This is a genomic window from Erwinia sp. CGal63, from assembly GCF_037026505.1.
Lineage (GTDB): Bacteria > Pseudomonadota > Gammaproteobacteria > Enterobacterales > Enterobacteriaceae > Erwinia.
Genome location: NZ_JAKUMN010000007.1, coordinates 90,719 through 105,666, shown reverse-complemented (window position 1 = coordinate 105,666; position 14,948 = coordinate 90,719). Strand labels below are relative to the sequence as shown.

The 14,948-nt window shown below is 59.3% G+C and carries 11 protein-coding genes; 3 read left to right on the top strand and 8 right to left on the bottom strand.

Annotated features, from left to right (window positions below; all coding sequences use genetic code 11):
- Window positions 1-241 precede the first annotated feature (241 nt).
- Window positions 242-1,426: an NO-inducible flavohemoprotein gene (hmpA, locus tag MKZ79_RS18515; protein ID WP_336144110.1), complete on the top strand. Its 1,185-nt coding sequence runs from the start codon at window positions 242-244 to the stop codon at window positions 1,424-1,426.
- Window positions 1,427-1,474: 48 nt separating this feature from the next.
- Here the strand turns inward: hmpA and glnB are convergent, their stop codons facing one another.
- From glnB to purL, 5 genes are all read right to left on the bottom strand, one after another.
- Window positions 1,475-1,813: a nitrogen regulatory protein P-II gene (glnB, locus tag MKZ79_RS18510; protein ID WP_017803161.1), complete on the bottom strand. Its 339-nt coding sequence runs from the start codon at window positions 1,811-1,813 to the stop codon at window positions 1,475-1,477.
- A 141-nt stretch (window positions 1,814-1,954) separates the two neighbouring features.
- On the bottom strand, window positions 1,955-3,289 hold the full coding sequence (gene glrR / locus MKZ79_RS18505; RefSeq protein WP_336144109.1) for a two-component system response regulator GlrR: 1,335 nt from the start codon (window positions 3,287-3,289) through the stop codon (window positions 1,955-1,957).
- A complete protein-coding gene (gene qseG / locus MKZ79_RS18500) occupies window positions 3,286-3,990 on the bottom strand; it encodes a two-component system QseEF-associated lipoprotein QseG (protein WP_336144108.1) in 705 nt (234 codons plus the stop codon). The genes glrR and qseG overlap by 4 nt, the downstream gene beginning before the upstream one ends.
- The gene (locus tag MKZ79_RS18495) at window positions 3,990-5,417 is read right to left on the bottom strand and encodes a sensor histidine kinase (RefSeq protein WP_336144107.1); all 1,428 of its coding nucleotides are present in this window, start codon (window positions 5,415-5,417) and stop codon (window positions 3,990-3,992) included. Before MKZ79_RS18495 ends, qseG begins: the two co-directional genes overlap by 1 nt.
- Before the next feature lie 575 nt (window positions 5,418-5,992).
- The gene (gene purL / locus MKZ79_RS18490) at window positions 5,993-9,877 is read right to left on the bottom strand and encodes a phosphoribosylformylglycinamidine synthase (RefSeq protein WP_336144106.1); all 3,885 of its coding nucleotides are present in this window, start codon (window positions 9,875-9,877) and stop codon (window positions 5,993-5,995) included.
- A gap of 266 nt (window positions 9,878-10,143) precedes the next feature.
- On the opposite strand from purL, the gene mltF reads away from it, so the two are divergent.
- A complete protein-coding gene (mltF, locus tag MKZ79_RS18485; RefSeq protein WP_336144105.1) occupies window positions 10,144-11,601 on the top strand; it encodes a membrane-bound lytic murein transglycosylase MltF in 1,458 nt (485 codons plus the stop codon).
- Between the two features lie 36 nt (window positions 11,602-11,637).
- Here the strand turns inward: mltF and tadA are convergent, their stop codons facing one another.
- From tadA to murQ, 3 genes are all read right to left on the bottom strand, one after another.
- Window positions 11,638-12,150 (bottom strand): tRNA adenosine(34) deaminase TadA, encoded by a 513-nt coding sequence (gene tadA / locus MKZ79_RS18480; RefSeq protein WP_336144104.1) that lies wholly within the window; start codon window positions 12,148-12,150, stop codon window positions 11,638-11,640.
- Window positions 12,151-12,189: 39 nt separating this feature from the next.
- The gene (gene yfhb / locus MKZ79_RS18475; RefSeq protein WP_336144103.1) at window positions 12,190-12,828 is read right to left on the bottom strand and encodes a phosphatidylglycerophosphatase C; all 639 of its coding nucleotides are present in this window, start codon (window positions 12,826-12,828) and stop codon (window positions 12,190-12,192) included.
- Between the two features lie 112 nt (window positions 12,829-12,940).
- Window positions 12,941-13,843 (bottom strand): N-acetylmuramic acid 6-phosphate etherase, encoded by a 903-nt coding sequence (gene murQ, locus MKZ79_RS18470; protein WP_336144102.1) that lies wholly within the window; start codon window positions 13,841-13,843, stop codon window positions 12,941-12,943.
- 159 nt (window positions 13,844-14,002) lie between these two features.
- Between murQ and MKZ79_RS18465 the strand changes: the two genes are divergently transcribed.
- Complete coding sequence (locus MKZ79_RS18465; RefSeq protein WP_336144101.1) at window positions 14,003-14,842, top strand: MurR/RpiR family transcriptional regulator; 840 nt, start codon at window positions 14,003-14,005, stop codon at window positions 14,840-14,842.
- Window positions 14,843-14,948: the final 106 nt, after the last annotated feature.

Here is a 14,948-nt window from a genome sequence, read left to right as displayed (position 1 = left end):
GATAGCCGGAAAGCGCGGTTTTTACGCAAACGATTGGCTTCACGGCTGGCAAGGGTTGATTACACTTTTCGCAGCGGTTTCTTGCTGGATATTTCCTCATCATGCAAATGCGAATTTTTCAACGCCGCGCGTTTTCTGCAACCTTTAATGCCCATAATTGCTTAAAGGTTATTTACAGCTTCAGGCTTTTCGCTATAAGATGCATTTAAAATGCAACTTATAAGAATCCCAGGAGCACACCATGTTAGACGCGCAGACTATCGGCACGATCAAAGCCACTATTCCCGCTTTGCTGCAAACCGGCCCTGCCCTGACCGCCCATTTTTACGACCGGCTGTTTGCACACCATCCGGAGCTGAAAGATATTTTCAATATGAGTAACCAGCGCAACGGCAACCAGCGTGAGGCGCTGTTTAACGCTATTTGCGCCTACGCGAGCAATATCGAGAATCTGCCCGCTATCCTGCCCGCCGTGGAAAAGATCGCGCAGAAGCACACCAGCTTTGCGGTTCAGCCGGAACACTATCAGGTAGTAGGCGAACATCTGCTGGCGACGCTGGATGAAATGCTCAGTCCCGGTCAGGAAGTGCTGGATGCGTGGGGAAAAGCCTATGGCGTGCTGGCTGACGTGTTTATCCGGCGTGAAGAGGAGATTTATGAAGCCTCGGAGCATAAACCCGGCGGCTGGCGTACCCCGCGCGCCTTCCGCATTACGGAAATTACGCCGCAAAGCGAAGTGATTAAAAGCTTTGTGTTCAGCCCGGTCGACGGCCAGCCGGTGGCCGATTATCAGCCAGGACAATATGTGGGCGTCTGGCTGCGGGACAAAGGGCTGGCTAATCAGGAGATCCGCCAGTATTCGCTTACCCGCGCGCCCAACGGTAAAGATTACCGCATCGCGGTACGTCATGAAGCGACCGGCACGGTTTCCGGCTGGCTGCATCAGCAGGCGAAAGTGGGTGACGAAGTGCTGCTGACCGCGCCTGCCGGAGATTTCTTTCTGGATGTGACGCCGCAAACGCCGGTGACGCTGATTTCGGCAGGCGTTGGCCAGACACCCATGCTGGCGATGCTGTCGGTACTGGCGACGCAGCGTCATCCTGCGCAGGTACAATGGTTTCACGCGGCCGACAACAGCAAAACACACGCTTTTGCCGATGAGGTCGCAGCAACGGGCAGCAGGCTGCCGAATTTCTCGCAGCAGATCTGGTATAGCGATCCGCAGCCTGAGGATAGCGGTCGCTATAACAGCACGGGCCTGATGAATTTAGCGCCGCTCGCAGAGCAGCTCAGCGATCCGGCTATGCAGTTCTGTCTCTGCGGCCCGGTTGGCTTTATGCAGTTTGCAGCGGCGCAGTTGGTGAAAATGGGGATTGCAGCAGAACGCATTCACTACGAAGTCTTTGGCCCGCACAAGGTGCTGTAACAGGCGAAAAGGCCGGTTGAAAACCGGCCTTTTATGGCAAACAGTGAATCAGATCGCCTCTTCGTCTTCTTCGCCGGTGCGGATACGCACCACGCGCGCGACGTCGAATACAAAGATTTTGCCATCGCCGATTTTTCCGGTCTGAGCGGTGCGCATAATGGTTTCCACGCAGGTATCGACGATGTCGTCAGCGACCACGATCTCAATTTTTACCTTTGGCAGAAAATCGACCATATATTCCGCGCCACGATAGAGTTCGGTATGCCCTTTCTGACGGCCAAACCCTTTCACCTCGGTCACGGTCATGCCGGTGATGCCGACCTCGGCCAGCGCCTCACGCACGTCATCCAGCTTGAACGGTTTGATAATTGCATCGATCTTTTTCATGGCGAACCCTTGTTGTTCCCTCGCCTGCCGGAGGGTAAGCGTATTCAGTATATGTACAGCGGAGAGGATCTGCCGCGCGGCCTGCCTCTTTTTCCGGGCTGATAACCTATCATATCTGCGCGGCGATGCGGCACAAAAAAACTACTCTTTAAAATCAGACGCATCCAGCTCGTGGCGCGACAACAGCTTATAAAATTCCGTACGATTGCGCCCCGCCAGACGCGCCGCGTGCGTCACGTTGCCTTTCGTCATCTGCAGCAGCTTGCGCAGATAGTTGAGCTCGAACTGGTTGCGCGCTTCGGCAAAGGTTGGCAGCGCCGTGTTTTCGCCCGCCAGCGCCTGCTCGACCAGCGCCTCGCCGATCACCGGCGCCGAGCTTAGCGCCACGCACTGCTCGATCACGTTCACCAGCTGGCGCACGTTGCCCGGCCAGCTCGCGGCTATCAGGCGCTTCATCGCGTCGGTGGAGAAGCTGCGTACAAAGGGTTTATGTCGCTCGGCGGCCTGCTTCAGCAGATGGTTCGCCAGCAGCGGAATATCTTCCGCGCGCTCGTGCAGCGCCGGCAGGCGCAGCGTAACCACGTTCAGGCGATAATAGAGATCCTCGCGAAACTCTTTTTTCTCCATCGCTTTCGGCAGGTCGCGATGGGTAGCGGAGATAATGCGCACGTTGATATCCAGATCGCGGTTGCTGCCCAGTGGCCGTACCTTGCGCTCCTGCAGCACGCGCAGCAGCTTAACCTGCAGCGCCTGCGGCATATCGCCAATCTCATCCAGAAACAGCGTACCGCCTTCCGCCGCCTGAAACAGGCCTTCACGCTGGCTTACCGCGCCGGTAAAAGCGCCTTTGGCGTGCCCGAACAGCTCCGACTCCAGCAGCTGTTCCGGCAGCGCGCCGCAGTTGATGGCGATAAAGGCTTTGCCCGCTCTGGGACTGGCGGCGTGAATAGCCTGCGCCAGGATCTCTTTGCCGGTGCCGCTCTGGCCGTTAATCAGCACGCTGACGTCCGACTGCGCCACCATTCTGGCCTGCTCCAGCAGCCGCAGCATCACCGGACTGCGGGTTACGATGCTCTCGCGCCAGGCATCGTCGCTGGCCGGCGCTCGCTGGGCTAAAGCCTGATCGATGGCGCTGTAGAGCGCGTCGCGATCCACCGGCTTGGTAAGAAAGCTGAAGACGCCCTGCTGCGTGGCGGAAACGGCTTCGGGAATAGAGCCGTGAGCGGTGAGAATGATTACCGGCATACCGGGATGGCTTTTCTGCACCTCGGCGAACAGCGCCAGGCCGTTCATCTCATCCATGCGCAGATCGCTGATCACCAGATCGATCCGCTCGTTCTGCAGCGTGCGCAGCGCTTCCGCGCCGCTCTCTGCGGTAAATACGCTAAAGCCTTCGCTGCCCAGACGCATGCCCAGCAGCTTTAACAGGCCGGGATCGTCATCCACCAGCAGCAGGTTGGCCGATTTCTTGATCATCGTTGCGTTCCTTTTTCCGCGTCGTTTTTCTCACCGTGACCGTCAGCGCCATCCGGCGAACGACGGGAAGAGAGCTGGCGCTCGATATCCGTCAGCGTATCCAGCTTGCGTCGGGTGACTTTCAGCTCATCGCTCAGCGCCGAGTGCTGCTGGCGTAGCGCGTCCAGCTGAGCGTCGCTGCTCTGTTGCAGATGATGATAGCGAGTCCGTTCTTCGGAAAGCTGCAGTTGCGCCATCTGATTATCGCGCCAGAGCTGCAGCAGCGTGCGTATAGCGGCGGGATAGCTGCGGCTGAAGGCATCCAGCTGCAGCATATACTGACGTCTTTCTACGGGCGTCACGTTGCCGTTGGCCATCAGGATCGCGCCTTTAAACACGCCCTGCCAGCTGTCGCCGCTTTGCTGGCGTGCCACGGCGCGCGCGTCGGCCGGAGAGAGCCTGGCCGCACAGTCCATCGCCCGCAGCCAGTAGAGCGAGTTACTGGTTTTGTTCTCTTCCACATCCCAGATCCGCGCGCACTCCGCCAGCTGATAGTCGACGACCTTCGCTTCAGGTTCAACAGGCGCTTTGTGCCCGACGATTTTAGCGCCGGGCGCTTTGTCCACACAGGCTACCAGCACACCGGCCAGCAGCACGACCAGCGTGTATTTGCCCGACCGCGTAAAGAGTTCCGCATCGGGAAAAGAGAAGAGTGAACGCATTATTTGTTCTCGCCAATGGAGTTAAGTTCGATGCGAAAGCAGACGTCAGCCTCTTTGCTGGCAACCAGCTGCAGATCGCCCAGCAAGCGATGCACGCAGTCTTTGGCGATGCTCAGGCCCAGACCGCTGCCCTTAACCGCGCCTTTCCGCTGCTGGCTTCCCTGAAAGAAAGGTTCGAAGATCATCGCTCGCTCCGCATCCGGTATCGGCGTGCCGCTGTTGGCGACCTCGATGATGACCTTGCGACCCTGCGGCCAGCTGCGGATCCAGATAGTACCGGATTCGTCGCCGTAGTGTATCGCATTCGAATAGAGATTATCGATCGCCCTTGTCAGCAGGGCTTCGTCGGCCCGACACGTTTTTGCGGTCAGCGCGATATCGGTTCGAATCTGACGTTTGCGCGCGGTGAGGTTGTGGCTGCTGACGATGCGTTCAATCAGCGGCTCCAGCTCCACCGGCTTCAGCACCACCTGCGCCTCCGACAGCTTACGGTTGTAGTCCAGCAGTTGTTCAATCAACCGCTGCAGATGCCGGCTGCTCTCATCCAGGATAGTGACTACCTCGCGCTGATCGGCGGTAAGCGGGCCGGCGACCTCGTCCGCCAGTAGCGCCGTGCCTTCGCGCATACTGGCCAGCGGCGTTTTCAGCTCGTGGGAGATATGACGAAGGAATTCGTGCCGCTGCGACTCCAGCCAGGCCAGACGCTCGCTGAGCCACAGGATCCGCTGGCCGAGCGAACGCAGCTCGCGCGGCCCTTTCAGCGCCAGGTTATGTCCCGCCGAACGGCCCTCGCCAAGCCGATTGATCATGCGCTCGACCGCCTTGACCGGCCCGATAATCATGCGGGTAAAGAGCAGCACCAGTCCAAGACTGAGCAGAAACAGGATCAGCGCCTGCCAGCCGAAATACTGGCCGCGCTCGGCGATTTCCCGCTGCAGCTGTAGCCCTCGTGAAAAGACCGCTTCGCGCGTCGACTGCGCCAGCTGGCCGTTGGCGGCGGAAAATTTTTCCAGATTATCGGAGGCCGTTTTTACCGGACTGCTGTTGTCGCAGTCGATTTTCGTCAGCCCGGCGAGCAGCTGCTGCAGCGACTGCGTCAGGCGGTCGTCGGGCACCGCCGCCGCCTGCTCTTCCAGCATACGGGTATATTTGGTGCGCTGGGTTTGATAAAGGTTGGCGAGCATAGGATCGTCGAGTACGCAGTACTGGCGATAGCTGCGTTCCAGCTCCAGCGCGGTGCGCGCCATCGCTTCGCTGCGGCGCACGTCGGTCAGCGTGTTACGGTTGATATCCGCCGCCTGGATGCTCAGGGCCGACAGGCTTTCCCACGCCTGCCAGGCCAGCACCAGCAGCGGCAGCAGCACCAGAAGAAACGCCATCAGCACCAGCTGACGCAGCGATCGGGGAAACAGACGCCATTTTTTCACGGGAAGCTCTCATGTTTTTAGTCAGCCCGATGCTAGCCGACTGCGCCGCGAGAGAAAAGCTTTGTCTTAAAACGAAAAATGGCAGGCTCCAGGAGCCTGCCATGATGCGATGCCGATAAGGTCGACATGCCGGAATAGGTGGTGCCTAACTCAACGTTGCGCCCTGAGTGTGATAGAGCCGGAGCTGTATCGGTCTCGCTGGACGGCAGGCACCGTATTGTGCGTCATTCGGAACGTTATGAAGCGCTTGACCGCTTGCGCAGGGCTGTCATAACCAGGTGAATGAGCCACTGCGGTTAGTATAGCAATTTCCGTGCCAGTTTTAAAATATATTTACAATGGGTTGGTTTTAAACGCTTTTTGCAGAAAAAACACGGCAACCCATACCGCTCCCCGCTACAAACTGTCGTCAATCGGTAACAGGATTAGGATTATCCTTATGATTCTATCTTTATCAATCAGTTAGATGTCGCCATTGAGAGACAGCCAGTTTTTACGCTGTCGTTAATTTGCAACAGCCGCTTAACCGTCATAAAAAAAGGCAGCCGAAGCTGCCTTGTTGGGTCAGGACTGAATCAGCCTAACTGCTTGCGCGCGTTGCGGAAGATCCGCATCCACGGGCTATCTTCGCCCCACTCCGCCGGATGCCAGGAGTTGCTGACGGTACGGAACACGCGCTCCGGATGCGGCATCATAATGGTAACGCGGCCGCTTTCGTTAGTGACCGCGGTGATGCCGTTTGGCGAACCGTTAGGGTTAGCGGGATAGGTTTGCGTCACTTTGCCGAAGTTATCGACGAAGCGCAGCGCCACCAGGCCTTTGCTCTCAAGCTGAGCCAGATGCGCGTCATCACGCACTTCCACAAAACCTTCGCCATGCGATACGGCAATCGGCATTTGCGATCCCGCCATGCCGGCCAGCAGCAGCGACGGGCTGGCCGCCACTTCCACCAGGCTGAAGCGAGCCTCAAAGCGCTCGGACTGGTTGCGCACAAAGCGCGGCCACTCTTCGCTGCCAGGGATCAGTTCGCGCAGGTTAGACATCATCTGGCAACCGTTGCAGACGCCCAGCGCCAGCGTCTGCGGACGATGGAAGAAGGTTTCGAACTCGTCGCGCACGCGGCTGTTGAACAGAATCGATTTCGCCCAGCCTTCGCCTGCGCCCAGCACATCACCGTAGGAGAAACCGCCGCAGGCCACCAGCGTCTGGAAATCTTCCAGACCACGGCGACCGGCCAGCAGGTCGCTCATATGCACGTCGATGGCGTCGAAACCGGCACGATGGAACGCGGCCGCCATCTCGACATGAGAGTTGACGCCCTGCTCGCGCAGCACGGCTACTTTCGGCCGCGCGCCCGTGGCGATATAAGGCGCGGCGATATCCTCTTCCGGACGGAACGAGAGCTTCACGTTCAGACCCGGATCGAGATCGTTTTTCTTCGCTTCATGCTCCTGATCGGCGCACTGCGGATTATCGCGCAGTCGCTGCATCTGCCAGGTCGTTTCCGCCCACCAGGTGCGCAGCGTGGTGCGGCTTTCGCTGTAGACCGCAGAATCGCCGGAGGTAATAACGAAGCGATCGCCCGGCAGCGCGCGGCCGAGGAAATGCACGCAGTCAGCCAGGCCGTGCGCGGCAAAGATCTGCTCTACCTGCTCGCGATCCTCTGCGGCGATCTGGATCACCGCGCCCAGCTCTTCATTGAACAGCGCGGCCAGCGAGTCGCCGCCCAGCGCGGCAACATCCGCCTCGACGCCGCAGTGGCCGGTAAAGGCCATTTCCGCCAGCGTCACCAACAGGCCGCCATCGGAACGGTCATGGTAGGCCAGCAGCTTGCCGTCGGCCACCAGCGCCTGCATGGCGTTAAAGAAGCCCGCCAGCTTGTTGGCGTCGCGCACGTCGGCTGGCTTGTCGCCAAGCTGACGATAAACCTGCGACAGCGCCGTCGCGCCCAGCGCGTTAGCGCCCTCACCCAGGTCGATCAGCAGCAGCGCGTTATTACGCTCAGGCTGAAGCTGCGGCGTGACGGTGCGACGAACATCTTCCACGCGGGCGAAAGCGGTGATCACCAGCGATAGCGGCGAAGTCATCTCGCGCTGTTCGGCGCCCTGCTGCCAGCGGGTTTTCATCGACATGGAGTCTTTGCCGACCGGAATAGTGATGCCCAGCGCCGGACAAAGCTCTTCGCCCACCGCTTTCACCGCTTCGTACAGACCGGCGTCTTCGCCCGGATGGCCGGCTGCCGCCATCCAGTTGGCGGAAAGCTTGATGCGCTTCAGCGAGCCAATCTGCGTGGCGGCAATATTGGTGATCGCTTCGCCCACGGCCAGGCGGCCGGAAGCGGCGAAGTCCAGCAGCGCGACCGGCGCACGTTCGCCCAGCGCCATCGCTTCGCCGTAGTAGCTGTCCAGGCTGGCGGTAGTTACCGCGCAGTCAGCGACCGGGATCTGCCACGGGCCGACCATCTGATCGCGCGCCACCATGCCGGTGACGCTACGGTCGCCGATGGTAATCAGGAAGGTTTTTTCCGCCACGGTCGGCAGATGCAGCACGCGATTAACGGCATCGGCAACGGTGATAGCTTCGCGCGCCAGCGGCTCGCCTTTGGCTTTCAGCGTGGCGACGTCGCGGGTCATTTTCGGCGTCTTGCCCAGCAGCACGTCCAGCGGCATATCGATCGGCTTGTTGTCGAAGTGGCTGTCGCTGAGCGTCAGGTGCATCTCTTCCGTAGCTTCGCCGATAACGGCGTAAGGCGCGCGTTCACGCTGGCAAAGCGCGTCAAACTGCGCCAGTTTTTCCGGCGCGACGGCCAGCACGTAGCGTTCCTGGGATTCGTTGCACCAGATTTCCAGCGGGCTCATGCCCGGCTCGTCGCTCAGGATATCGCGCAGGTTAAAGCGGCCGCCACGCTCGCCGTCACTGACCAGTTCCGGCATGGCGTTAGAGAGGCCGCCCGCGCCCACGTCGTGGATAAACAGGATCGGGTTCTCTTCGCCCAGCTGCCAGCAGCGGTCGATCACTTCCTGACAGCGGCGCTCCATTTCCGGGTTGTCGCGCTGTACCGAAGCGAAATCCAGATCGGCGTCGGACTGGCCGGAAGCCATTGAAGAGGCGGCGCCGCCGCCCAGGCCGATATTCATTGCCGGGCCGCCGAGCACGATCAGCTTAGCGCCCACGCTGATTTCGCCTTTCTGCACGTGATCGGCGCGAATATTGCCGATGCCGCCAGCCAGCATAATCGGCTTGTGGTAGCCGCGCAGCTCGGCGCCGTTGTGGCTGTTGACCTCTTCTTCATAGGTGCGGAAGTAGCCGGTCAGCGCCGGACGGCCGAACTCGTTGTTAAACGCCGCGCCGCCCAGAGGGCCTTCGGTCATAATATCCAGCGCGGTAACGATGCGGTCGGGCTTGCCGAAATCCTCTTCCCACGGCTGCTCAAAGCCGGGAATACGCAGGTTGGAAACGGAGAAGCCCACCAGACCCGCTTTAGGTTTCGCGCCGCGGCCTGTAGCACCTTCGTCACGGATTTCGCCGCCGGAACCGGTCGCCGCGCCAGGCCACGGAGAAATGGCCGTTGGGTGGTTATGGGTTTCCACCTTCATCAGGATATGCGCCTCTTCCTGATGGAAATCGTAGCGGTCGCCATCGGCGTAGAAACGACCGACCTGCGAGCCTTCCATTACCGCCGCGTTGTCTTTATAAGCAGAGAGCACGTGTTCCGGCGTTTTTTCAAAGGTGTTCTTGATCATTTTAAACAGCGATTTCGGCTGTTTTTCCCCGTCGATAATCCAGTCGGCGTTGAATATTTTGTGACGGCAGTGCTCCGAGTTCGCCTGGGCGAACATATAGAGCTCAATGTCGTTAGGGTTGCGCCCGAGTTTCTCGAAAGCCTGCTGCAGATAGTCGATTTCATCTTCCGCCAGCGCCAGCCCCAGCTTGCGGTTGGCCTGCTCCAGCGCTACGCGGCCTTCGCCCAATACGTCCACGCTGGTCAGCGCGGTGGGTTCATGGTGCGCGAAAAGCTGGGCTGCCTGCGACAGATCGCTGAGGACGATTTCCATCATGCGGTCGTGCAGCAACGCGGCCAGCTGCGGCCACTGCGCCTCGGTTAACTGCGGCGCTTTGACATAGAAAGCCAGTCCGCGCTCCAGGCGCTTTACCTGCGGCAGATCGCAGTTGTGCGCGATATCCGTTGCTTTGGAAGACCAGGGAGAAAGGGTTCCCGGACGAGGCGTCACCAGCAGCAGACGTCCTTCGGGAGTGTGTTCGGCGAGAGACGGGCCATATTTCAGCAGGCGCTGCAGACGCGCTTTTTCAGCCTCGTTAAGCGGGGCGCTGAGATCGGCGAAATGGACATACTCGGCGTAAATGTCGCTCACTGGCAGGTGAGCGTCCTGAAAGCGGGCCAGCAGTTTGTTAATACGAAATGCCGACAGAGCGGGCGAACCACGCAGAATTTCCATCATAAAGATCTCTCGTCAGAGCGCCAGGCGACGCTTCTTTGGGCGCAACAGGGAAAACGGGCGCCATTATAGAGAATCCCCGCCGGTTACGAAACCGTTTGCGCAGAATTTATCGCGCTGGGGAATTGGCTGAAAAGCGCACAATTTTGCATGATTTCAGTTGCGCGGGCGTCAGGAGTTGCGCAAAATGCCCCACGCTCAGGGCCTCTTACAGACCACAAATACTGCCGTTACAGACAGAATCCTGAGAGAAATCGAGAGATAACCATTTGAAACGCCTGAAAATTAATTATCTGTTCATCGGGCTGGTGACGGTACTGCTCGCGCTTGCGCTGTGGCCGTCGATCCCGTGGCACAGCAGCGGGCTGAACCAGACGGAACAGATAAAAGCACGGGGAGTTTTGCGCGTCAGCACGCTCAATTCGCCCCTGACTTACTACACAGTGAATAAAGCACCGGCCGGTATGGATTACGAGTTGGCGAAGCGCTTCGCCGATTATCTGGGCGTGAAGCTACAGATTACGGTGCGTCAGAATCTCAGCGAGCTGTTTGACGATCTGGAAGAAGGCAAAGCGGACGTGCTGGCTGCCGGGCTGATCTACAACAGCGATCGCCTGGCGCGTTTCCGCACCGGCCCAACCTACTATTCCGTTTCCCAGCAGCTGGTCTACCGGATGGGCAAACCGCGTCCGCCAAATCTGGGCGCGCTGAAAGGCCGTCTGACGGTGGCTTCCGATTCCGCTTTCGCCTCCACGCTGCGGGATATTCGGCAAAACCAGTATCCCGACCTGGACTGGGCCATCTCGACCGATCAGAGCCCTAACGCGCTGCTGGAGGCGGTAGCGGACGGCAAGCTGGACTATACGGTTGGCGATTCCGTCTCTATCGCGCTGCTGCAGCGCATCCATCCGCAGCTGGCCGTCGCCTTCGACATCACAGACGAAGAGCCGGTCACCTGGTATATGCAGCGCGACGATGACGACAGCCTCTATGCGGCCATGCTGGACTATTTTAACCAGATGGCGGAAGAAGGCGCGATGGCGCGGCTGGACGAGAAGTATCTGGGCCACGTCGGCACCTTCGACTATGTCGATACCCGCACTTTCCTGCGCGCTATCGACAGTATGCTGCCGGCTATTCGCCCGCTGTTTGAGAAATACGCCAGCGACATCGACTGGCGGCTGCTGGCCGCCATCTCCTGGCAGGAGTCGCACTGGAATCCGCAGGCGACCTCGCCTACCGGCGTGCGCGGCATGATGATGCTGACCCGCAACACGGCGGACAGCGTCAACGTCAGCGACAGAACCGATCCGGAGCAGAGCATTCGCGGCGGCAGCGAGTATCTGGTGAAGATGATGGAGAAGGTGCCGGCGACCATTCCGGAAGACGAGCGCATCTGGTTCGCGCTGGCCGCCTACAACATGGGTTATGCGCATATGCTGGACGCGCGCAGGCTGACAGAGAAGCAAAAAGGCAATCCGGACAGCTGGGCCGACGTCAAGCAGCGTCTGCCGATGCTGAGCCAGAAGCGCTACTACAGCCAGACCACTTACGGCTACGCGCGCGGACAGGAAGCCTACAACTACGTGGAAAATATTCGCATCTATCAGCAGAGCCTGTCGGGCTATCTGCAGGATCAGGAGAGAAAGCTGGCGCAGCAGGCGGCGATGGAAGCGCAGTTGGGCCAGGGCTATCCGACCGTGGAGCCGCAGGTGGCGCTGAACTGAAAGAAAAAGGCGCCGATGGCGGCGCCTTAAAGCGGGCTATTGCTTCTGCTGCGCTTCCGCTCGCAGCCGGTCGCGTAGCGCTTTTTTCTCCGCGCGGCGATGCCGGAAGAAATCGCTAAGCATGGCGGCACAGTCGGCGGCCAGTACGCCCTGCTCCACCTTCACCTGGTGATTCATCCCAACGTGGCCCAACACATCCAGCAGCGACCCTGCGGCGCCGGTTTTCTCATCTTTGGCGCCAAACACCAGCCGCCCTACTCTGCCGTGCACCATCGCGCCGGCGCACATCACGCACGGCTCCAGCGTTACGTAGAGCGTGGTATCCAGCAGCCGATAGTTCTCCAGCACCTTGCCGCCCTGCCGCAGCGCCATAATCTCCGCATGGGCAGTCGGATCGTGGTGGCCGATAGGCCGGTTCCAGCCTTCACCGATAACGGTATCGCCCTGCACCAGCACCGCGCCGACCGGCACTTCGCCTTCTTCCCAGGCGCGGCGCGCCAGCGTCAGAGCATGGCGCATCCACTTTTCATCAATTAGGGTATCGCTCACCTGAGTCTCCAGCCAAAAATCGCCGGGCAGTATACCCGTTTACTCCAGCTGTTGCAGTTCGCCCTGCGGCGTGACGCGCCAGCGATGCTGGCAGAAGAAAAGCAGCGGGTTATCCTGCTTGCTGTCGCTATAGCCGCTGTAAAGCTGCAGAGGCGTGCCGATTTGCTCTTCCAGCCGCGCCACCTTTTCATGTCCCAGGCAGCGCATCGCCAGTAGACGGCCGCCATAGCCGCGCGTCATCTGGCTGGCGATCAGCTTCACCTTTGGTAAAAAGGCGGAGTCGAAATAGACTTTCTCGACCAGCGACTGCGGCGAACCGGTAATCAGCCAGACATCGGCGTCTGAGCTGTTCAGATAGTCGGTAAGGCGCTGCTGCACCACGGGAAAAGCGGTGACCCGCAGGCGGAACCACTGCGCGAAAGCCTGTTCTCGCGCCAGCAGCTTCTTTTCGCTGTGGCCGAAGGTGATGGCCCACAGCAGCAGGCTCATCGGCCAGCGCGCGGCGCGTCCTTTAATCAGCAGGCCAGCGCCGACCACGGGCAGCAGCGGCGCCACCAGCAGCAAATTGAGCGGCTGTCGCCATAACAGATAGCGCATAAAGGTGCCGAACATATCCTGCTGATGCAGCGTGCCGTCGAGATCGAAAAACACCACGCGTCGTTCCTGACCAGTTACCAAACCTCTCTCCTCGGGGAACTCCCCAACCTGGCGCGTCTTGCGCGGTAATGACACTTTTGCCTTTAATAATAGTGGACGCTGAGACAACGATGTCAAAACTGGGCCGTATGGCTCAGCCAATGCTTTCCTGTAGAGCTGCCCGCAGAAAGCCGCCGTGTCGGGCCAACAAGGCTTTGGCTTCAGTGGCGTTGACGCCGCTGAGCACCATCAGGATAGCGGTTTTTACCTCCCAGGCCGTTTGCCGCAGCGCTTGCTCCGCCTCTTCCCGTTCGCAGCCTGTTGCCTGGCAAACCATGCGGCAGGCGCGATCGACCAGCTTGACGTTGGTAGCCTGCATATCCACCATCAGGTTCTGATAAACCTTGCCGATTTTTACCATCGCGCCGGTTGAGATCATATTCAGCACCAGCTTTTGCGCCGTTCCCGACTTCAGCCGCGTCGAGCCGGTCAGCGCTTCCGGCCCGACCACAGGGGAAATAGCGATAGCCGCTTCGCGCGCGATGGGCGAATCGGGATTGCAGGAAATCGCCGCCGTGCGGCAGCCCAGCTCGCGAGCGAAACGCAAAGCGCCAATAACATAAGGCGTGCGCCCGGAAGCGGCCAGGCCAATCACCATATCCTGCGCCGTCAGCTCAAGCGCCTGCAGATCGCTGACGCCCAGCTCTTCGTTGTCTTCGGCGCCCTCCACCGCTTTCAGCAACGCGCCCGGCCCGCCGGCAATCAGGCCGATAACCAGACCGTGCGGTACGCCAAAGGTTGGCGGACATTCGGAAGCATCCAGCACGCCGAGACGTCCACTGGTGCCCGCGCCCATATAAATCAGCCGACCGCCGGCCTGCAGCGACTGCGCGGCGGCGTCAACCGCCTGCGCCACTGCCGGCAGCGTCTGGCGAACCGCTTTTGCAACAGTGGCGTCCTGTTCGTTAAATTTCTTCACCATCTCCAGCGTGGAGAGGCTGTCCAGCTCCATTGTCTCGGGGTTGCGCGTTTCAGAAATCAGTGCGCCAAGATTCATGCTATCCTCTCAAATGAATTTTTAATTCAATAAACGGCTGAATGGTTGAATATTATATTCATACCTCTCTCTCAGGCGCCTTTTTTTCGCTTATGGCCCGCCTTGCGTAGGATTGTCCGGCGTGCTGAACCGTGTACAGGCCGTTTTAAGGAGAAGCCAATGAGCTCACTGCTACGCATTCGACAACTTTATCCTTCGCTGGCGCTGAACGAACGGCGCCTGGCGGACTTTTTGCTGTCGCAGCCGGACAAGGCGCGCCATCTCAGCTCGCAGAAACTGGCGGAAGAAGCGGGCGTCAGCCAGTCCAGCGTGGTGAAATTCGCGCAAAAGCTGGGCTACAAAGGTTTTCCGGCGCTGAAGCTGGCGCTAAGCGAATCCCTGGCGAAAAAAGACGCCATTACCGTACACAACCTGATCTTAAGCGACGATCCGTTAAAAGTCGTGGGCGAGAAGCTGCTGGCGGAGAAGCAGTCCGCGATCCGCGCCACGCTGGATATTAATAGCGAAGAGAAGCTGCTGGAAACGCTGCGGCTGCTGAAAGAGGCAAAACGTATCGTTCTGGTAGGTATCGGCGCATCCGGGCTGGTAGCGAAGGATTTTTCATGGAAACTGATGAAGATAGGCATTCACGCCGTGGCTGAACAGGATATGCATGCGCTGCTGGCAAGCGTGCAGGCGCTGGAACCGGGCGATGTATTGCTGGCTATCTCCTATACCGGCGAAAGGCGTGAGATCAACCTGGCCGCTCAGGAAGCACGTCGTGCCGGCGCCAGCGTGCTGGCGTTTACCGGCTTTACGCCCAATACGCTGCAGCAGTGCGCCACTCACTGTCTTTATACGGTAGCCGAAGAGCAAACCACCAGCAGCGCCGCGATATCCTCGACATCGGCACAGCTGGCGCTGACCGATTTGCTGTTTATGGCGCTGGTGCAGCACGATCCGGAGCGCGCTTCCAGCCATATTCGTCACAGCGAGGCGCTGGTGAAAAAGCTGGTATAAATGTTTGCGCGTATCCTAACTCTGAAAAGGCATGGCTTTATTTATGATGATTTTCAAGAAGATAATCCGAACTTCGTCCAGATTTTTAACTTGACGCTTTTGATTT